The sequence below is a fragment of the Rummeliibacillus suwonensis genome, from assembly GCF_007896435.1.
Taxonomy (GTDB): domain Bacteria; phylum Bacillota; class Bacilli; order Bacillales_A; family Planococcaceae; genus Rummeliibacillus; species Rummeliibacillus suwonensis.
In genome coordinates, this window is sequence record NZ_VCBL01000001.1 from 465,141 (window position 1) to 484,815 (window position 19,675).

Genomic DNA, 19,675 nt, shown 5'->3' on the forward strand with positions numbered 1-19,675 from the left:
AAAATAAAGGATAATCACATGGATAAGTTTACACGAAAAACATCATTTGAACAATGGCTCTCACCCATTTCCTCCACAAAACTTGAAGAATTGGTGAGAACCTATCGATTAAATTACTATACAAAGAAGCTACATATCGATTCTTTCTTGAAATTATTGGTATTCGCGCAACTCCATGAAACGGAAAGTCTACGTGCTGTCAGTGATGCGTTATTTTCGAACGATCTACAAAAAGCGACAGATTTAGAATCGATTAGCTTTTCGCAGTTAGGACGCCGATTAAACCAAGTACCAACAGATGTTTTCCAACAAGTATTTCTAGACTTAGTTGCGCAAATTCATCAGAAAACCAACTTGGAACAGCGCAGAAAAACAACGACACCGCTCAAAATCATTGACTCGAGTACGTTGCCGCTGAACTTGAACCATCATAAATGGGCTGAGTTCCGGAAAACAAAATCAGGCATCAAGCTTCATTTACGTCTCGTTTTCTTAGAAAAAGGCTGTTCCTATCCAGATAAAGCGGTGCTCACAAATGCAAAAGAACATGATCGAGGCCAGCTTGAAGTACTGGTCGATGACAAAGAGTGCATGTACGTGTTTGAACGTGGTTATCTGGATTATGAACGATTCGATCGTATGACAGATGAAGGTTATTACTTTGTCTCACGCTTACGAAAAAACGCTGTCACACGTGTGCTAGAAACACTTAAGCTACCTGAAGATTCAACGGTATTGTCCGATGAAATGATTCTAATGGGAACCACACAAAATCGTGCGGAGAATGCCTTTCGGCTCATCAAAGTATTGGATTCGAAAGGCAACAAGTTACATTTAATCACCAATCGATTTGACTTAAGGGCAGACGAACTGGCTGAATGGTACAAATCACGTTGGGCTATCGAATTGTTTTTTAAATGGATGAAACAACATCTGAATATCAAAAAGTTTTACAGTCACAGCGAACAAGGGGTTCATCATCAAGTGTACATCGCAATGATCGTCTACTGTTTAAACGTACTAGCTCAGCTCAACACGAATAGTTCACGAACCTACTTACAAATCAGTCGTTGGCTAAAGGCAGCCCCTTGGAAACTAGCATGTACTTGGATTCGAAAAATCAAAGGAAGTGCCATCCCATAAGGCTTCCTTATTCCTGTCGCTCTCGTCAAAGGTTATAGTAAAAAAATGGATGTTTACTACTTTTATTTGAGTATCTTCGTTTTTCTTCTAGAACGAGAAATTAAGAAAACAGAAAATTCAGTTAAAATTTATGCATAGCTAGTGAGATTAAGTAACAAAGAGATGGTTTCTGTATTGTACAGGTGCCATCTTTTTTAGATTCCATTGGTAACGATAATTGTTGTAATAGACGATGTAATGATGAATTTTCGCTTAGAGTTCATCGAGTGTTTTTACTGAATCAAAGTTTACCTCATCTTTAAAATGACCGAAAAAGGATTCCTGTGGTGCATTGTCCCAACAGTTTCCATGGCGTGGCATGAATTGATCTACCTAATTGCGGACTAAATTTTCAATCGTTTTCTAATGTGATTCGATAGGAGAAATGGTAAGCCAAAACTTTGTTGGTAGAGGCATCTTTTATGGACGACAAATAAACCATATTATTTCCGTTATATAGAAAACAAGTATCTGTTAAAAGCACTTTCCAAAGGATACCTTGTTTAAATTCACGCTTTAATTGATTGGGGACAACACGAAGTTCCTTCTTTGCTTTTGCCATTTGTTTATTCGGATTTGGTCTGCGGTGAGAATAGACAATTCCATACTTCCGCATAACTCGCTGGATTTTTTTGCGGCTCATGATATATTGGAAGTTCTGTTCGAGTGTAATTTTAATGGAACGAGAGTCCCTTTTATAACCACGTCGATCGAAAGCTTTTAGGCGAGTTTATTCAACAGGAATCTGATTTTGAACTAATGCTGATCTAACTTCATGGAAAGCTTTTCAATAAGTGTAGCGAGACCATAAATCCCTTTTGCATGTTGTTCTTCCTACAGATGATGTAGATATTTTTTCACACGTATAAAACCTGCTTCATCACTTGTTCAACTCCCTCATGATTACTTGGATAATAGGATCTTATGAACCATTTAAGAAGGAAATTTCTGCCCCATGGATGTTAATAGTACAGCTTGGTTGTGCGAAAACTTATGAATAATGTGATTGTTCAGGGATTGAATCAAATGTTACAAAGACGACGATGGTCAATTTGCTTGCTGACATACAAGGCGCCTCCTTCGATTGATCATACTTGGAGTACTGGAGATTTATATGCGTTGTTTGAATACAGACTTTACCATCAACTTTCTAAAATGGGCATATTTTTACGCAAATTTACACGACTAAAGCCGTTATTTAAAGCTGAAATCTCTTATGCTTATGTGCACTCAAATGTGAACTAAACTCATTCTTCAATATTAAAAATATCGTTTCTATCTTCATTGAATTGGTTAGTAATAAATTTCTGATGATTTTCTTCACCTCCCCCATTGTATAGACAGAAGGACAAGAGCCAAAGCCGATGTAGTTAGATTACTCATTTGTAAATTTAAAATAATATAAATATTTAGAATATTTTTAATTAAATATATTGAATATAAATGAACCATATATTATACTAGTATTTGTAATTATTAATAAAAAATATTCTAGGAGGGAAAATATGAGAAAAAAATTCACGATTATTTTTTTAGCTTTTCTTTTAAGTTTTACCATCTTTGACTTAGTTACTTCTAAATCTACTGCTACTGCAAAAGGAAGCTCTGTTACCTGGTTAAACCGTGGTGATAAAACTAATACTACATCTAGGATTACTGTAAAATCTGGTGAAAAATTAAGTTATTATATAAATGTATGGGATACTAATATACAATTTGCCATTTTTAAAAACGGAGATATGTATGTTACCGGTAAAGTAGGGCCTGGGGTTTATGATAAAGTTGTTTCAGGAGCTGGTCCAGGAGAATATTCTTTAAGATTATATTGTGGTTCCCGTGATAATCAAAAAACAGGTTGTTATGTTCCAAGTGCTGCTATAAGTTCTAAATAATAATTGAATACTTTTTTATTTTGTAGACAAGGGCTTATATTGAACCTTGTCTACAGTTTTATTGGTTACTTTTCAAAATATTAAGATAATTAAATCAATTTAATAATTGCTCTTTTTAAAAATACAAAAACCTGCAGAGTTTTGATGTTTGTAAAAAAACAAAAATTATGCGTTTTGTTGTTGATTTAACTGTAATTGGATCCGATCGGCTACCAGTTTGGATGCATCATAGATGAGTACGAAAAAATTAAAATGGACTTTTGCTCTTTTTCCGTTCGATATCAAATATTGTCTAATTGAAAATAAACCTTTAGATGCTTGTTGTTGTAGATATGATTTGGTTCTTGAATGAGGGCAAGCATAGAATTTTTTAGTATCCATTCTCAATCCTTAAGAGTTTTATTTCTCCTTTGAATTTTGAATCATCTGTTTTGATCGTCTTCTTTGTTTATACAGAACCTCTATACTATCTTCATCAACTTCTTTTATCTTCATTCTAATACTTTTATTTCAAATATTCCATTATATATAAACTTTAGACTTTTTACCCTGGAATAGTTCAAACCAAACCTTTAATATCGATAAATTCAACACAAAATTGTTTGATGAGCTGGAACTTCATATTTCTTACATAAAGTAATTGTTAAGTTAAACTTTTATTTGCTAAATAGTAAGTCCGTATTTAACAACACAATAAATCTCCAGCGTTTCCCAGTAAGATAAATCTATCCATCAAAATGAGGTGCTTTCTAATATCCATCAACCAACTGACCATCGTCCCTGTGCAGTGATTACTCGATTCCATGCATGGTACAGAAATTGCGTCCTTTCCTGATATAGAGAGGCGTATCATTCAAACGATCACGACAGGAACGGTCAATAAGGACACACAGTCAAGTATAAATCGAATCGCTACTCAGTTCCACTTGGCACCTATAGACTTAAAGGTTCGAATCGAGTAGCAATTGAAATCCATACAGATAAAAACATCCACCATTTCTGGTGATTAAAAGAAATTCTGATGGTGAAGTTTTAGCGAGACACCGTTTGGGATTGGGAAAAGGAAAGTTAATTAAAAATCGAAATCATTGGCGGGACCGTTCAAAAGGTATTCAAGCCTATAAAAAGACCGTAATTCGTCAATTTAAAAATACAGAATTAGTGACTACTTACATTCATAATATCCTGGAAGAATACCCTCGATATAAGCGAGATCAACTGGCCATATGACCACAATGGATTAAGCAGCATTTATTGATGAAGTTTTATAACATATAGAGAATTCGTTCAAGAAATGGTTCAGTTTGAGTTGAAAAAGCGCGAGGAAAAGATATCAAAAAACGTATGAAATGGGCTAAGTTCCCCTATTGCAAAACAATGAAGGAATTCAATTTGTCAGATCAAACTTCTATAAGCCGTTGTCAATTGGATCAATTGAAAGAGATGAATTGGCTAGAACAGTTATTTAATTTAATCTTATTGGGACCGCCAAGTATCGGTAAGACACACATGGCGATTGGGTTGGGCATCGAAGCGATTCAAAAAGGGTTTCAAGTAACATTTGTGACAATGGGAGATTAATAAACCCATTAAAGACAAGTGAATTTACCTGTAAATGACAAGTACAAATGAATCGAATCAGATATTCTGATTTGGTCATTATAGATGATTAAACGTACATAGCCATGAATCAAAGAGAAGCAAACTTATTTTTTCATCTCATTAATCATCTTTATGAGCAGAGTTTGATTTTTAACGTCCAATAAAAGCCCATATCAATGGGGTGAATTATTAGGAGATGAAGGCATTTCAACAGCCATTTTAGACAGATTGCTCATCGAGTAGAAGTGTGATTCATACGAATGATGACAGTTATCGAATGAAACATCGTGAAAGTATGTTTGAAAACAAAAGTGTTCAAAATTAATGAGCAAAAAGTGTTCAAAATTACTTGATGCTTACACCTTTATCATTAATTTAATTATTAACCTGAATTATTTATAGAGTTTTATAAATAAGCCCCTAAAGCTGATTCATCAGCTTTAGGGGCTTATCATTTATGCATGAAATAGATGGAAAACTATATTAAAGAAGCCAAGAATGGCTCCAAATTGGATCAAATGAATAACCACTCTTTCCAAGTAAATGAAGTCAAAATGATGGTAAGTCTTCTTGCTTATAACTTGACCAATTGGATGCGAACCCTCACTTTTCCAAAAGCACAAAGGAATATGCAAATTGAGACGATTCGCACGCGGATTATTAAAGTCGCGAGTAAATTAGTCCAATCAGGAAGATCTCTTTATTTTAAGATGGCCTCTAGTTTTGTGTACCAGAAATTCTTTTGGCAGGTACTCAGTAACATTCAAAACCTACAGATAGAATAATCACTTCAATTTCTCTAACTCCATCTTAAAAAACGTAGGCTAATTCAAGGGAGTAGTCCGCCCAAAAACAGCACTTTTTTACGCAAAAATTGGAAAATCGTATCTTTGGAAAGCAAATAAGCACTTTATAAACTTAAGACGGGGAAAATAACTAATTTTCTTACTAATTCCACAACTTATTGTGTGGCTGTGAATAATTCAGGATAAATAAGTTTTTAAAAAAATTTTGCATCTCGGAAGCCCAAATATTAATGTATATCATTTTATCAAAAAAAACCATTATACCAATCATAATCATTAAAACTCCACCAATTTTCATAAATAATGAAGAATATTTTAATATTATTTTGGTTTTACTAATGAAAAATGCCATTATTATAAAGGGAATACAGAATCCTAATGAATATGCTGTTATGTTAAATAAAGTTTGTGTAGGGTACATTATATTTGTATAAATAATTGCCCCAAAAATTGGCCCTACACAAGGGGTCCAGCCAGCACCAAAGACCATTCCTACAATTACAGAATTAATAAATCCTATTTTTCTTTTTCCAAGATTGAAACGATGCTCTTTCATTAAAAAGGTCGGCTGAAAAATTTCTAATAAAAACAATCCCATTGTTACCAAGAAAATCCCACCAAGCATTTTTATTAAATCGTGATATTCGATAAATATCTTTCCGATAAAGCTTGCAGAAAATCCCATTGCAAAATATATTATTGTAAATCCAATTGAAAAATAGACTGAATGCAAAAGAACAATTTTGCGAATATCTATAGAATTTCGTTGATTTTTTAATTCCCCAACTGTAACACCTGAAATATAAGATATAAATGATGGATATAATGGTAAACAACAAGGGGAAAAAAACGCTAATAACCCACCTGCAAAAGCAAGCCATATTGAAACATTTTCCAAGCTAATTCCTCCTTCCCTTTCCATTATACATTTAAATCATTTTGATAGAAGAGTGATAATGTGTAAATAAAGGCAATATTGTGTTATTCAAGGAATAAAAAAAGCATCTCAATAGGGAGATGACTGAGAGATGTTTTGTACCTGGCTGTTTTCAGATCGCATCTCTAAGAGTAGACTTGTTATTCACTAACAAGTCTACTGCCAATTCGCTTGTTTATCATGTGCGACAATATGCTAATTGAACCGCCTATACACTAGAATAGTACGGTGGCGTGAGGGATCGGAGACTAGTAATTGCCTCCTACCACTCTAGGTTCATTTTTTATAAAATAGTTAGCGAGATTGAATGATAAAATCATTAAATTGATGTCGATATCTTGAGATAGAGGATGGAGATACTCCGAAATAACCAGCAATCTCTTTAACCTTTGCCAATCCACCATCAGAGATTAAACCAATTGCTTGACCAACTAAAATAGTGCCAGCAGCAACTGTTTCAGCTTTTTTCGCTGTAACAGCTTCCTCAGTTAGAAAGTCAGTTAACAACTCTAAGAATTCACTTGCATCTAAAGTGTATTCATCTACATATTTTTGAACAACATCAAGTACCTCTACTGTAAATGGAGTTAAATTGGCTTCAGCCTCAACTGATACAGCGACTTCATCATGATCTTCTTTGGTACTTGTACTAGCATTTTTTTTATATGTAACAAATGTATGATACAAGTTTAATGAGTCTCTATAACCATTTTGAAGTTTTAAGCGCAAAGCTTCCACAATATCTTCTTTTTCATCTGGAATAAAAACGACACTGCTTGTTGCAGTTAGTCCATTTTCTCCCTTACGAGCATCTGGCATAAAAATACCAAATAGCCAATTACCAGAAAACGTTTTTACAGGTGTACCATTCATCACATAGCTTTTGTTTGTTACAAGATCTGTGATCGCTATGATTTCGGGACTTTGAGAATCGACTTTTGCAAGCAAGAAGACTGGCTGTAACCATGATTGAAGAATATCTTTTACTTGTTGTCTATGTTGTTTAGTCAATTGCTTATTTATATAACTTTTCCAAAATTCAGGGTGATCAATATAAATATACGTTTCCATGGCGATTGTATCGAGTAATTTGTCTGAAAATACATCATGCAAAGAGTCTCGCCATAGTTGACTTCTTTTTTCTAGTTCATGATAATTCGCAGAATGAACGGATTCCTTTACAAATCCTTCTACAATGCGATCGATTTCTTCACTTACAAGTGTAGTCATATCGTTTAGAGTATTTTTACCATGACACTTTTTATATTTTTTGCCACTGCCACATGGACAAGGATCATTACGACCTACCAATGTAAAGCACCTCTCTTTAAAAATTGGGCATGAAATTAGGGTAGCACAATTTGAGGAAAAAAATAAGTGTTTTAGTGATTCTATTTTAAAATGAGGAACTTATTACCAAAATTTAGAGTGTATTTGCCACATTAGTTGCAATATTTCAGAATATAATAAATAATGAAGAGAATACTTCGGATTTCGAAAAATCCATAGGAAAAGAGGAATGAAATTGGTTACTTTTAAAGATTATGAATACAAACGACCAGATCTATCCGCAGGGAAAACGTATTTTCATCAACTGCTAACAGCGTTTAAAAACGCAAAATCCGTGGATGAACAAAGTGAAGTGATTGAGAAAATCAATGCTTTCCGTAATAATTTTTCAACTCAATATAACTTAGTGTATATTCGTGCCTCTATTGATACAAATGATGAATTTTATCAACAGGAACGAGATTATTTAGATGAAAAAACACCTGAGATGGAAGAGCTGACGACCGAATATTATAAGGCTCTTTTAGCATCTCCATTCCGTAATGCTTTAGAAGAAAAATGGGGTTCACAATTATTTGATTTAGCAGAAAATCAAATTAAAGGTTTTGCACCCGAAATCATGGAGTTCATGCAAAAAGAAAATAAGTTGAGCTCTGAATATTCTAAGCTAGTAGCTTCAGCCCAAATCTCCTTTGATGGCAAAGAATTGACACTGGCCCAATTAGGTCCTTACATAGAGTCTACAGATCGTAGCGTACGAAAAGCAGCCATAGAAGCTCATTTTGGATTCTTTAAAGAGCATACTGAAGATTTTGATCGTATTTATGATGAGCTGGTAAAAGTACGTCATCAAATGGCGGTTACACTTGGCTATAAAAATTATGTGGAGCTTGGGTATGTATTGATGAATCGAATCGATTATAATGCGGAAATGGTTAAAAGTTATCGTGATCAAATCCGTGATGTCATCGTCCCATATGCAACAGAATTACGCCAACGACAAGCTAAACGTATCGGTGTAGACAAATTAAAATACTATGATGAAGGATTAAAATTCTTGAGTGGTAATGCAACACCAAAAGGTACAGCCGAATGGATTGTTCAAAATGGTCAAAAAATGTATGAAGAACTATCTCCTGAAACAGCAGAATTCTTTCATTTTATGATTGACAGAAAGCTTATGGATCTTGTGGCGAAGAAAGGAAAGGAAGGCGGGGGCTACTGCACATTTATCGAAGATTATCAATCACCATTTATCTTCTCAAACTTTAATGGGACTTCCGGTGATATCGATGTATTGACGCATGAAGCAGGGCACGCATTTCAAGTATATACAAGTCGTAACATAGGAATTCCAGAGTATATTTGGCCAACATACGAATCATGTGAAATCCATTCAATGAGTATGGAATTCTTTACATGGCCTTGGATGGAATTATTCTTTAAAGAAGATACGGAAAAATATAAATTCTCTCATTTGAGTGAAGCTCTATTGTTTTTACCATACGGTGTAGCGGTAGATGAATTCCAGCATATTGTTTATGAAAATCCTGAAATGACACCAAAAGAACGTAAATTGGCTTGGAAGAAAATTGAACAAACTTATTTGCCACATCGTGATTATGATGGCATCGAATACCTAGAACAAGGTGGTTTTTGGCAACGTCAGCCACATATCTATAATAGCCCATTCTATTATATCGACTATACATTAGCGCAAGTATGTGCATTCCAATTTTGGAAAAAGTCTCGTGAAAATCATAAAGAAGCGTGGAAGGATTATATACATCTATGTCAACTGGGGGGCAAAATGTCATTCACAAAATTAGTGGCTGAAGCAAATCTTGTATCACCATTTGAAGAAGGTTGTTTAGAGTCTGTATTGAAAGCTATTCGAGAATATTTGGATGCAGTACAGGATGACAAATTATAAATAATTTTTAGTCAATTCATTGACAACTTTAGTGATTAGCTATACATTAGAACATGTAAATAATAAAAGCAATGACGAGAAAAAGTAAAATGAGTTCGTATTTCTTAAAAGAGAGCTTCGGTAGCTGAAAAGAAGTAGAAATCGATCATTTGAAAAATGGCCTCTGAGCTCCGTTTTGAACGTGCATAAGCATTAGTAGGATGCGGCGGGAGTTGATACCCGTTACCTATATCACAGTCTAGAAAGCATTCCGAATTTCTGTACTGATGGAGGCCAACTTATGTGAGTAAGTAGGCAAATAAAGGTGGTAACACGAGTATACAACTCGTCCTTAACAATCAAAATGATTGTAGGGACGAGTTTTTTTGGCTCTATACTAAATGTTGGAATATTGAAACAACAACTTTCAAGATGCTAATTGTTTGTATGTTGATCCAACTAAAACAATAGAAAAGTGAGGGTGTGTCCTGACACTCCATCTAAAACTGGTTACGGAAACTCTATAAGCGTTCATGAATAGGTAGCGCAATGATTGGTGAAAAGAAAGACTGAATAGTTAGATATTGAATGACGGAATGCATTCATCACATAACTAGTTAAATTTTGCTTCTAATGAGATATATACAAATAAGGAGATGTTTTATATGGGAAAAGGTCTACTTGTATTTCAATCAGATTTTGGCATAAGCGATGGTGCGGTGAGCGCCATGTACGGAGTAGCGCATTCTGTAGATCCGGAAATTAAAATTTACGATATTACACATCAAATTCCACAATTTAATATATGGGAAGCGAGTTATCGCTTACTGCAAACAGCTCAATATTGGCCTGATGGAACAGTTTTCATTTCAGTTGTGGACCCAGGTGTTGGCTCAGATCGCAAAGCAGTAGTTGCGAAGACAGTGAATGATCAATATGTTGTAACACCTGATAATGGGACATTGACACATATAAAACGTTATTATGGCATTGCAGAAGTTCGAGAAATTGATGAATCGATTAATCGTCTACCTAATTCAGGCGAATCACATACATTTCATGGACGTGATATTTTTGCCTATACAGGCGCACGATTAGCTTCAGGGATCATTACATTTGAAGAAGTAGGACCTTCTCTTAAAGTGTCTGATATTGTGGAATTGAATTTAAAAGAATCTACTATTGAAGATGACGTTATTACGGGAATTATTGATATAGTGGATAACCCCTTCGGAAATTTATGGACGAATGTCCGTCGTAGCCAATTCAAACGATTGGCCAAACATTATGGAGATGCATTCGAAGTAACGCTTAGCACCGATAATCGTAAAATCTATCAAAGCATTATGACATATGGTCGTTCTTTTGCGGACTTACGGGTAGGGGAACCCCTCCTCTATATCAATTCATTAGATAATGTAGGTATTGCGATCAACCAAGGATCTTTCGCAAATGCATACCATGTAGGGACAGGGACTAATTGGGAGGTTTCTATTCGTAAGGCTCCTAAAATCGTATATATATAACCTGCTAATTGGGGCTTACACATACATTAAACTCATCATTTAGGGAGAAGATGGGTAAAATCTTCCCCTAGATGAAAGAGCCTGTGAAATTTGATGATGAGTAAAATTCACAGGCTTTGATTATTTTTAAAGTGGAAATTAAGTTATTATATAAAGTCCAAACAGAGAAATCTCCTTATGTTTAGAAGTTATAAACAAGGTCAATTGAGGAAAATGGGTCTTAAATCGAATCATTATAGGCCTGCTTTGCCTTTTCTAAACTATTTACTTCAAGCTCTTTGGTTTCTAAGTCCTTCGCATATTGTTTTTCTAAAAAGGCACGCTGCTCATCATATTTTTGTTTGTTAATAGTCGCACGTAATTCATCTTCACTCATTAATCCTCCACGATTGTTTATTAGTCCCATTTCATAGCACCGTTGTAAAATATCTAAATGCTGCATCGCGTCTTGGACATCGATACCTTTCCCATTAACCGTTGTATTTTTAAAAAAGGTGAACCAATTTTTCGATTGAATTTGTTGTTGTGCCTCATTGGAACTTAATGCATTTTGAGGGTTTACCATTTTTCCCTTTTCTGCTAAATAGCAAAAATCAAAAAAGCTCATCGAATATCCAGTTGAGTACCCTGTATTTCCTGTTCCAACTATCTCTTCCCAAATATTCTTTAACGGTCCTTGTTCTTGATTGATTTGGTTCCAACGTTTCACATCTTCTTCAGAAAATTGATTTGCTAATAATGAATTTCCTACATTAATTCCAAATACTTCTGTGTTCCCATACTTATCGTATACTATTGAATCTGAATCAGTTGTCTCCACATCTATCGCATCTGTCTCGTTCGTAGTTTCTAATGTTTGTACGGGTTGATTTCCTTTTGGTTGTACGCTGCCCAACAAACTTAGTTGCGTTCGCCCAACTTGTCCTATCATTTTTAAAACCACCTTTTATTGTTTATATTTTATATCGACAGTTTTGCTATTTTTTAAAATTTTTTGATTTTATAAAAGATAAGAGTTAAATATGGAATATAATAGACGATAAGTTAACATAAGGAGGTGATATACATGAAAAAAACATTGAATTTATTATTAGTATCTTTAGTCACTGTTGTCGCCATTTTATTTTATTCACAATCAGAAGCCAAAGCAGTACCAGCACCTATATTAAAAAGTGCCGTCATTGATCAAGTGTCAAATGTTGATGGGAAATGGGAAAGTGTTCCTTATAATGCGCAACCACTATATAAAGCAAATGCAGTTATGCATGATTATGTTTATTTCCGCGTAACTACAGATGGTTATTCTAATAATTATATCTACAGTGGTTCAACAATGATCACAACGTATGCAACGAACTATAAAAGCATCCCTATTGTAGGGGCTGATAATATTGTGACAGGTTGGAGGCGCTATTATCGTGTGCCTGTAGAAAACTTGGTAACAAATAGTATCCAAGTTTGGTCATCTAGCCAAGTTGGTACAACGAAAATTTGGACAAACATTATCAATTTCGATGTAGAATAAGCGAAAAGAGACTGGGACAAAATCTATCTCCAAATGAAAAAGCCTGTGAAATTTGATGATGAGTAAAATTTCACAGGCTTTGGTCATTTTTAGAATAAAATAAGGGTGTCTTCTGTTGCTCATTCCGTTTATTCCGCGTTAACGGGTAGTAAGACCCCCATCTCAAGATTTAGAGAGAAACGAAAAAGATAGATAAGGGATCAACTGCCCGTAAAAGCCCGATTGGTTCAGCTAACTATCCGTGGGGATGAAGAACCCCCCACGGATGGAAGCTTCACTTTATCATGCATGAAAAAAATCGAAAGTTAAAAACGAAATGGGCATCGCATTAATGACCGTGAATCTACGAAAATGCCCGGTCAATAGACAAAATGGTAAAAGAACTAATAACAAGAAATGGAGAAGGGAGAATTTGAATTGACTCAGATTCTTCTTTCTTTCTATTTAGAGTTAGTTGTGTCTCAGTCTCTTTCTTTTTTTAGGGAATGTTATTTCCAGTTTTCTAGAGTATCGCGTATACTTAATATAAGTAAAATAATTAGGTATTTTTGTGAATGGAGTGGAAATAATTGACGAAAAAACTATGGTTTCAAGCGGGTGTGGGTATACTTCTGGCATTATTAATCGTGAAGTATTTTCTCGAAATCAAATCCCTCTTCTATCCAATCGTAGTCATATTAAGCGCTATATTTATCCCATTGTTAGCTGGGGGAATTTTATACTATGTAACCGAACCAATCCAACGTTTTTTAGAAAAGAAAAAATTTCCGCGTTGGGCAAGCATACTCTCTATTATTGTATTAATCAGCATCGCAGTCTATGGCTTTATAGCTATTGTCGTCCCACCGATCAATACGCAAATCAATAATTTAGTGAAAGCAACGCCAACATTGGCAAATGAGCTTTCAGATATGGTGGATTATGTACTAAAAAATCGTGAAAACTTCCCAGATCAACTAAATGATGCGATCGATAGCGTAACAAATTCCATCCAAGACTATGCAGTATTTACAAGTAAATTTTTAGTTCAATTCATTTCGAGTATTGTTTCAGGAGCATTTGTGTTAATACTTGTGCCATTTTTCTTTATCTACATGTTAAAGGATCACGAAAAATTTGCTCCAACGATTTATAATTTATTTACAGGTTCAAGACGTGCATGGATTAAGAAAACATTATCTGAAATCGATGATGTATTACGCAATTATATTCAGGGTCAGTTACTGATCAGTTTTATCTTGGCGATTATTATTTTCATTGGCTATAAAATTATAGGGTTAGAATATGCATTATTACTGGCACTGTTTGCTTTCTTTATGAATATGGTACCGTTTATTGGACCATGGATCGCACTTGTTCCAGCAATAATAGTAGGCCTTGTACATGATCCAATGCAAGCCGTCTGGGTATGTGTCGTGACACTTGTTGCACAACAAATAGATAGTAACTTTATCACACCAAATGTCATGGGGAAAACACTAGATATTCATCCATTGACTGTTATCACGATTATTCTAGCAGCAGGTAATATTGCAGGGTTTGTAGGAATTTTACTAGGTGTACCGTTGTATGCTGTCGGGAAAGTAGTGGTGAAGAATGTTTATCAACATTGGAAAGCAATTCGTACCACTGCAACTAAAAATGTGTAGGTGATAGAAGTGGAAACGGAGATTTTAAAAACTTTCGATGAACAGCATAAACCATTAGGTGTTGCTACGAGGGCAGAGATACATGCAAAAGGATTATGGCATGAAACTTTCCATTGCTGGTTGATCAGTGAGATTGCTGGCGATTATTATTTGTATTATCAGTTAAGAAGTGCTGATAAGAAAGATTATCCCTCCCTTTTTGATGTGACAGCAGCCGGGCATTTGCTGGCATCAGAAACACCTGATGATGGTATAAGAGAATTACATGAAGAGCTAGGGCTATATTTGACGATAGAAGATCTAGAAAAACTAGAGATCATCCCTACAATGATGAAAAAATCCTCCATACATGATTGTGAATTTGCTCATGTATTTCTTGCGGTACAGTCGGGAAGCTTTACTGATTTCCGTTTACAAGTGGAGGAGGTCGCCGGTATTGTACGTGCAAAATTGACAGATGTTATCGATTTTATTGCAGGTGATACACCATTCCTCCATCTAATCGGGTTTGAGATACTTGCAAATGGAGAAAAGAAAAATCTTGTTTTAGATGCAAAACCGAGTGATTTTGTCCGGTATGACGGTCCATATATGACAACATTCATGAATTTATTGAAACAAAGGTTTCTATAACGAAATGGGTTGAGTATGATCAACCTATTTCGTTCTTTTCATTTTAGGACGATTAAAAATACGAAAGATGCTATACTTAAAACGATTATGAAGGACAAAGGAGAACACTATGTTAACATTTGAGCAAAAACAACAAATTATTGAAGGTTTTCCAGAACTCACACGTAAAGAGATTTCAATGAACCGTTTAAATTATCATTTTGACGGTAGTCAATATGATAAAAAAATCGTAGTTGAAAAACTACATCCAAATGGCAATGGTTTTGTTTATGTTGGAGATTTACTGCGATATAATGCGGATGACAGAGGTTTAGTGAATATTCGCGATTTCTCAGAACAAGAGTTGCGAGAAGCCATTGAAGATTCTATTATGTATTTATCAGAAGTAGATGAGCCCGTTGAAGAAGTGAAGATTGAACAAATTTGGCGTAATCGTACGAATGATCAATTACTTCTTGTCAATGATGCACCTTATTGGAATATTTATCATGGTTTTAACTTAGAAGAAAGCTTTGGCACACGTAAGGATGCTGAAGATTATCTATTTGCTGAAGGTTTTAAACCATCGAATAAATAGTATGAATCTGGAAAGGAAGAAGCAGATGTCAGGTAAAAAGATAACCATATTCGTGATAGGCTTTGTGATTATTTGTGCGATTCTTATTTATCTATCGATATCAATCTTTTATAAAAACAATCCACATCAACCAAATCAAAAATCATTAGGTTTGATAACGGAAATTACTCATAAGTGAATGGGCCAAGCTTATGCTGTTTGAAGAACTGAATTATGAAATTAACTCTTTTGTATGAATTTAAAAAAACGTTATTCATCGATTTTTCGAATAGCGTTTTTTTATTTGAGTTACAAGACTTAGTGCTATCAATGGGAGTTAATAAAGATAATCATTATCAGGCGTGTTGATTAGGCAGAAATTAGGGAATATTTTTGATATAATTCTTAAAAAAACATGTATTTTTCGTTTCATTTATGTAGATTGGAGCGGAGGCTTGCTCGACTCCTCGAAAATGCATGCGCATTTCCTTCGTGCGGTGTGGATTCAGGAAGCCAATTCAATGTCCCGCGGGAAAAGCGAGACAGTTGAGACCCTGCAGCGAAGCGATTAAGGAACGGAGTCTAAGGGCGCCACGTCCTGTGGCAACGACTCCGTGACCAACATCCTGTTGCCCCCAGCGCTCGCCCGCAGGAAAGCGAGCAAGCCGTAGCGGAAATCAACGAATTCTCCCTATCTTCATGGATAAAATTGGATAATCAACACGTCTGAATCATTATATTACCATAGAGAGATTTTCTTAAGATTCCCTTGTGGTGGTTCAAGTGTCTTTTAAACAAGGGAGTAGTCTCTTTTGCATTGTGAAAATTTCTATAAGTCCATGGTTTTAACAAGGGTTTACCAATCGAATTTGATAGTATAGTAAATGGTTATAGGTACAATATTTCTATAAACATTACAAATGGAGGATAAAGAAGATGCATATTAATGATCCAAACAGGTTGGAGTTAATTAAAATGATATTGGATGATGATACAATTTCAACTGAAGAAGGTGAAATTTTAAAAGTACTATTAAAAGAACACGTTTCTCAAAATGCTATTTTAGAGCATGAAAACGACCAAACTTTTGGACAGAAAGCAGCAGATATACTAGCAAAATTTGCAGGAAGCTGGTCTTTCCTCATCGTATTTTGCCTAACACTTATTTTTTGGATTATATTAAATACAATCCTTTTAACAAAACCATATGATGGTTATCCATTCATCCTATTGAATCTAGTCTTATCATGTGTTGCAGCAGTTCAAGCACCCATTATTATGATGAGTCAAAATCGCCAAGAGGAAAAAGACAGACTAAGAGGAACCAATGACTATAAAGTAAACCTCAAATCAGAAATCATTATACAAGACATGTATCAAAAACTAGAAAAGATACTTAAAAATCAACATGACATTTCGGCAAGACTAAAAGCATTAGAAGAAAAAGATAAAATTTAAAGTTAGCTTAAGAAAAAATAAACTTTTATCCCGCTTTAACGGGCAGTAAGACCCCCATCTCAAGATTGAGAGAGAAACGAGAAAGATAGATGGGGGATCAACTGCCCGTAAAAGTCCGATTGGTTCGGACGGGCAGGATGTTGGTCACTCAGGTGTTACCACAGGACGTGGCGTTCTTAACCTGAGTTCCTCTATTTCAGTGGGGGATGAAGAAAACCTCCGCTGATGGAGTTTCACTTTATATGCGCTCTTTAATTGGCAAAGGAATTAACTTCATAAATGCTTTTCTAGTTGGAAAATACGAACATTTTCCAAATAAATAGCTCAATATCTATATAAATGGTTCTAAAAATACAGGGCTTTTCAAAAACTATGCCAAACAGGATTCCCCTGAATTTTGTAAAATCAACACGTGTAGTTTTATATAGTAACATCCGGAATAGTATATTCCACTATAGATAGAAGATCTTCACTGATATTGCTTCATTGCTTTTCTATGGAGAGTGTAAAGGTTTAATTTGAATGATAATTAGAATTGAAATTGTAGAGATATTAAAATAGGATTTTAATAAGCAGAAATCAATGTTAATTTTTATGACATTGATTTTTGCTTTTTATTATTCATTTATCCCGCTTTAACGAGCAGTAAGACCCCATCTCAAGATTGAGAGAGAAATGAGAAAGATAGATGGGGGATCAACTGCCCGTAAAAGTCCGATTGGTTCGGACGGGCAGGATGTTGGTCACTCAGGTGTTACCACAGGACATGGCGTTCTTAATTTGAGTTCCTCTATTTCAATTGGGGGATGAAGAAAACCCCCACTGATGGAAGCTTCACTTTATGCATGGAATAGGAGAAAATTGGATAGGTGCTACGTTTGATACTGTTTATAAGTAGCAACATGAATCATTTGTTACTTCTTCTATGTAAAGGGTTCGGTCATTTTCAAAAGTATTATATGACAGGGAAAATGAGTCATTATTGAATTATGGTTTGTACAAGTTGCCTAATGTATTATAGATAAATTGTTAATATTACTAAAGAATATTAATGTGAGAAAAAATATAATAACCATGTAATGAAAAATAACGTATAAAATAATGTAAGAAGGTGTTTGTATGGAACTTGTGTTAAATAATATAAAAAAGAGTTTTGGTGACAAGATTGTCTTGCAAGATATCAATCTAGAAGTTGAAGATGGTGAATTTGTTTGCATTCTCGGTCATAGTGGATGTGGTAAATCAACTATGCTGAACTTAATCGCAGGTTTTACAAAACCGGATTCTGGGGACATATCAGTCAATCGAGTGCCCATTGGCAAGCCTAATCAGGAACGTGGGATTGTCTTTCAGGAGCACGCCCTGTTTCCTTGGTACACTGTTTTTGAAAATATTGCTTTTGGACCAACTGTTCAGGGAAAGTCAAAAGAGGAAGTACAAAAAATCGCTTATAAATATCTTCAGATGATTGGCTTGGAGCCATTTGAACACCATTATCCTTCAGAACTATCAGGAGGGATGAAACAAAGGGTAGGGATTGCAAGAGCTTTAGCGGGTCAGCCCAAACTCCTTTTAATGGACGAGCCTTTTGCGGCACTTGATGTATTTACAAAAGAAACGATGAGAAAAGAATTAATAGATATTTGGAATGAGCTAAAGACGACTATTATCTTTATAACGCATGATATTGCAGAAGCCGTTTACTTAGCTGATCGTATTGTTGTAATGAAACAAGGTGTAATTGCGGCGGAAAAACAAATATCAATGAAACGACCAAGGGAAATAGAAAATTCTCTTGTTCAAGAATTGCAACAAATTCTAATTAATTAAGGAGGCTTGTGTGATGACTATGAACACTATAGTAGATGAGCAACAGAAAGTTCACACGGTAAGCAAAAATAAAATAAAGAATGACAACAAATTATCGTGGGTACCAATTGTTGCTGTTATCGCCCTCTGGGAACTGTTTGCTCGATATAATTTGCAGGCAGAAATGTTTAATCCAAAATTTTTACCACCTCCCTCAATCATCGTTGCCCAAATGTGGGAATTGGTACAAACAGGTATACTAGTGAAAAGCATTGTTGCAAGTACTATTCGTGTATTTATAGGATCTATGATTGGAATCGCGTTAGGTGTATCGGTTGCATTGCTAATTGGTAGTAATAGAGTCGTTGACTATTGGATGTCCCCTATTTTGAACGTCTTAGGGCCGATTCCCGCATTGGCCATTTTACCTTTATTTATTATTTGGTTTGGTATTGGAGAGTTGCCAAAGATCATTTTAATAGCTTGGACAGTGTTTTTTCCAGTACTCACCAATACACTAGATGGTTTAAAATCTGTTAATTCGACATTAATTCGTTCAGCAATGAGTTTAGGAGCCTCACATTTTCAAATATTTAAGCGCGTTATTACACCGTCCATTTTACCTAACGTCTTAGCAGGTTGCCAAATCAGCTTAGGATTAGCATTTTCGGCATTAGTCGTATCAGAGATGTTAGGGGCGACATCAGGGTTAGGTTATATCATTGTTGATGCGCGAAATTATTTCAAAATTGAAAATATGTATGTTGCCATTATCGTTATTGGATTGGAATATAGTTTATTCTCTATTTTCTTTAAATGGATTGAAAGAAAATTATTATCCTGGAGGAAAAATGGGTTGTCGGCAGTAGAAAAATAAATTAAAAAAGATATCGGAGGA

At 35.0% G+C, this 19,675-nt stretch carries 18 protein-coding genes, 2 pseudogenes and 1 other annotated feature; of the genes and pseudogenes, 14 read left to right on the forward strand and 6 right to left on the reverse strand.

All coding sequences use genetic code 11. From position 1 onward, the window contains the following. Positions 1-18: 18 nt before the first annotated feature. A complete protein-coding gene (locus FEU33_RS02190; RefSeq protein WP_146547819.1) occupies positions 19-1,143 on the forward strand; it encodes an IS4 family transposase in 1,125 nt (374 codons plus the stop codon). A gap of 147 nt (positions 1,144-1,290) precedes the next feature. Here the strand turns inward: FEU33_RS02190 and FEU33_RS19350 are convergent, their stop codons facing one another. Continuing rightward, the gene (locus FEU33_RS19350; RefSeq protein WP_342355266.1) at positions 1,291-1,389 is read right to left on the reverse strand and encodes an IS3 family transposase; all 99 of its coding nucleotides are present in this window, start codon (positions 1,387-1,389) and stop codon (positions 1,291-1,293) included. Positions 1,390-1,534: 145 nt separating this feature from the next. After that, on the reverse strand, positions 1,535-1,825 hold the full coding sequence (locus tag FEU33_RS19055; RefSeq protein ID WP_312753568.1) for a hypothetical protein: 291 nt from the start codon (positions 1,823-1,825) through the stop codon (positions 1,535-1,537). An 862-nt stretch (positions 1,826-2,687) separates the two neighbouring features. On the opposite strand from FEU33_RS19055, the gene FEU33_RS02200 reads away from it, so the two are divergent. Continuing rightward, positions 2,688-3,074 carry a hypothetical protein gene (locus tag FEU33_RS02200; protein ID WP_146547820.1) on the forward strand — a complete coding sequence of 129 codons (387 nt, stop codon included), beginning with the start codon at positions 2,688-2,690 and terminating at the stop codon, positions 3,072-3,074. Positions 3,075-3,239: 165 nt separating this feature from the next. On the opposite strand, the gene FEU33_RS02205 is transcribed toward FEU33_RS02200, so the two are convergent. Continuing rightward, positions 3,240-3,455: a hypothetical protein gene (locus tag FEU33_RS02205; RefSeq protein ID WP_146547821.1), complete on the reverse strand. Its 216-nt coding sequence runs from the start codon at positions 3,453-3,455 to the stop codon at positions 3,240-3,242. Positions 3,456-4,344: 889 nt separating this feature from the next. Here FEU33_RS02205 and istB point away from each other — a divergent pair. Both istB and FEU33_RS02220 read left to right on the forward strand, forming a co-directional pair. After that, positions 4,345-5,001: pseudogene (gene istB / locus FEU33_RS19465) on the forward strand (IS21-like element helper ATPase IstB); the annotation flags it as partial. 145 nt (positions 5,002-5,146) lie between these two features. After that, a pseudogene (locus tag FEU33_RS02220) lies at positions 5,147-5,461 on the forward strand (transposase); the annotation flags it as partial. Positions 5,462-5,624: 163 nt separating this feature from the next. On the opposite strand, the gene FEU33_RS02225 reads toward FEU33_RS02220, so the two are convergent. Together FEU33_RS02225 and FEU33_RS19065 are read right to left on the reverse strand one after the other, a co-directional pair. After that, positions 5,625-6,380, reverse strand: coding sequence for a cytochrome c biogenesis CcdA family protein (locus FEU33_RS02225; protein ID WP_244950958.1), 756 nt, complete (start codon positions 6,378-6,380; stop codon positions 5,625-5,627). Between the two features lie 333 nt (positions 6,381-6,713). Continuing rightward, on the reverse strand, positions 6,714-7,730 hold the full coding sequence (locus FEU33_RS19065) for a helix-turn-helix domain-containing protein (protein WP_244950959.1): 1,017 nt from the start codon (positions 7,728-7,730) through the stop codon (positions 6,714-6,716). Between the two features lie 214 nt (positions 7,731-7,944). On the opposite strand from FEU33_RS19065, the gene FEU33_RS02235 reads away from it, so the two are divergent. Beyond that, a complete protein-coding gene (locus FEU33_RS02235; RefSeq protein ID WP_146549867.1) occupies positions 7,945-9,642 on the forward strand; it encodes a M3 family oligoendopeptidase in 1,698 nt (565 codons plus the stop codon). Between the two features lie 62 nt (positions 9,643-9,704). Then, positions 9,705-9,978, forward strand: a binding site (T-box leader). A 308-nt stretch (positions 9,979-10,286) separates the two neighbouring features. Next, on the forward strand, positions 10,287-11,147 hold the full coding sequence (locus tag FEU33_RS02240; protein ID WP_146547824.1) for an SAM hydrolase/SAM-dependent halogenase family protein: 861 nt from the start codon (positions 10,287-10,289) through the stop codon (positions 11,145-11,147). 220 nt (positions 11,148-11,367) lie between these two features. Here FEU33_RS02240 and FEU33_RS02245 read toward each other — a convergent pair whose 3' ends face one another. Then, positions 11,368-12,078 carry a hypothetical protein gene (locus FEU33_RS02245; RefSeq protein WP_146547825.1) on the reverse strand — a complete coding sequence of 237 codons (711 nt, stop codon included), beginning with the start codon at positions 12,076-12,078 and terminating at the stop codon, positions 11,368-11,370. A gap of 135 nt (positions 12,079-12,213) precedes the next feature. Here FEU33_RS02245 and FEU33_RS02250 point away from each other — a divergent pair, with 135 nt between their 5' ends. The 8 genes from FEU33_RS02250 to FEU33_RS02280 all read left to right on the forward strand — a co-directional run bounded on the left by FEU33_RS02250 (position 12,214) and on the right by FEU33_RS02280 (position 19,654). Continuing rightward, positions 12,214-12,672 (forward strand): DUF4879 domain-containing protein, encoded by a 459-nt coding sequence (locus FEU33_RS02250; protein WP_146547826.1) that lies wholly within the window; start codon positions 12,214-12,216, stop codon positions 12,670-12,672. Between the two features lie 569 nt (positions 12,673-13,241). Further along, the gene (locus FEU33_RS02255) at positions 13,242-14,321 is read left to right on the forward strand and encodes an AI-2E family transporter (RefSeq protein WP_146547827.1); all 1,080 of its coding nucleotides are present in this window, start codon (positions 13,242-13,244) and stop codon (positions 14,319-14,321) included. Positions 14,322-14,330: 9 nt separating this feature from the next. Continuing rightward, on the forward strand, positions 14,331-14,954 hold the full coding sequence (locus FEU33_RS02260) for an NUDIX hydrolase (protein ID WP_146547828.1): 624 nt from the start codon (positions 14,331-14,333) through the stop codon (positions 14,952-14,954). A 109-nt stretch (positions 14,955-15,063) separates the two neighbouring features. Continuing rightward, entirely contained in the window at positions 15,064-15,531 is a 468-nt protein-coding gene (locus FEU33_RS02265; protein ID WP_146547829.1) for a hypothetical protein, read from the forward strand. Positions 15,532-16,446: 915 nt separating this feature from the next. Next, on the forward strand, positions 16,447-16,968 hold the full coding sequence (locus FEU33_RS02270) for a DUF1003 domain-containing protein (RefSeq protein ID WP_146547830.1): 522 nt from the start codon (positions 16,447-16,449) through the stop codon (positions 16,966-16,968). A 675-nt stretch (positions 16,969-17,643) separates the two neighbouring features. Beyond that, positions 17,644-17,778, forward strand: coding sequence for a hypothetical protein (locus FEU33_RS19240; RefSeq protein WP_280524820.1), 135 nt, complete (start codon positions 17,644-17,646; stop codon positions 17,776-17,778). A 309-nt stretch (positions 17,779-18,087) separates the two neighbouring features. After that, positions 18,088-18,798, forward strand: coding sequence for an ABC transporter ATP-binding protein (locus tag FEU33_RS02275; protein WP_146547831.1), 711 nt, complete (start codon positions 18,088-18,090; stop codon positions 18,796-18,798). A 13-nt stretch (positions 18,799-18,811) separates the two neighbouring features. Beyond that, positions 18,812-19,654 (forward strand): ABC transporter permease, encoded by an 843-nt coding sequence (locus FEU33_RS02280; protein ID WP_146547832.1) that lies wholly within the window; start codon positions 18,812-18,814, stop codon positions 19,652-19,654. The last annotated feature ends 21 nt before the right edge of the window (positions 19,655-19,675 follow it).

What these genes read in the sequence shown, in the direction of transcription:
- FEU33_RS02245 (WP_146547825.1), bottom strand. Translation starts at nt 12,078, where the DNA reads ATGATAGGACAAGTTGGGCGAACGCAACTAAGTTTGTTGGGCAGCGTA.
- FEU33_RS02190 (WP_146547819.1), top strand. Translation starts at nt 19, where the DNA reads ATGGATAAGTTTACACGAAAAACATCATTTGAACAATGGCTCTCACCC.
- FEU33_RS02240 (WP_146547824.1), top strand. Translation starts at nt 10,287, where the DNA reads ATGGGAAAAGGTCTACTTGTATTTCAATCAGATTTTGGCATAAGCGAT.
- FEU33_RS02200 (WP_146547820.1), top strand. Translation starts at nt 2,688, where the DNA reads ATGAGAAAAAAATTCACGATTATTTTTTTAGCTTTTCTTTTAAGTTTT.
- FEU33_RS02205 (WP_146547821.1), bottom strand. Translation starts at nt 3,455, where the DNA reads ATGGATACTAAAAAATTCTATGCTTGCCCTCATTCAAGAACCAAATCA.
- FEU33_RS02250 (WP_146547826.1), top strand. Translation starts at nt 12,214, where the DNA reads ATGAAAAAAACATTGAATTTATTATTAGTATCTTTAGTCACTGTTGTC.
- FEU33_RS02270 (WP_146547830.1), top strand. Translation starts at nt 16,447, where the DNA reads ATGCATATTAATGATCCAAACAGGTTGGAGTTAATTAAAATGATATTG.
- FEU33_RS02280 (WP_146547832.1), top strand. Translation starts at nt 18,812, where the DNA reads ATGACTATGAACACTATAGTAGATGAGCAACAGAAAGTTCACACGGTA.
- FEU33_RS19055 (WP_312753568.1), bottom strand. Translation starts at nt 1,825, where the DNA reads ATGAGCCGCAAAAAAATCCAGCGAGTTATGCGGAAGTATGGAATTGTC.
- FEU33_RS19240 (WP_280524820.1), top strand. Translation starts at nt 17,644, where the DNA reads ATGAGAAAGATAGATGGGGGATCAACTGCCCGTAAAAGTCCGATTGGT.
- FEU33_RS02275 (WP_146547831.1), top strand. Translation starts at nt 18,088, where the DNA reads ATGGAACTTGTGTTAAATAATATAAAAAAGAGTTTTGGTGACAAGATT.
- FEU33_RS02265 (WP_146547829.1), top strand. Translation starts at nt 15,064, where the DNA reads ATGTTAACATTTGAGCAAAAACAACAAATTATTGAAGGTTTTCCAGAA.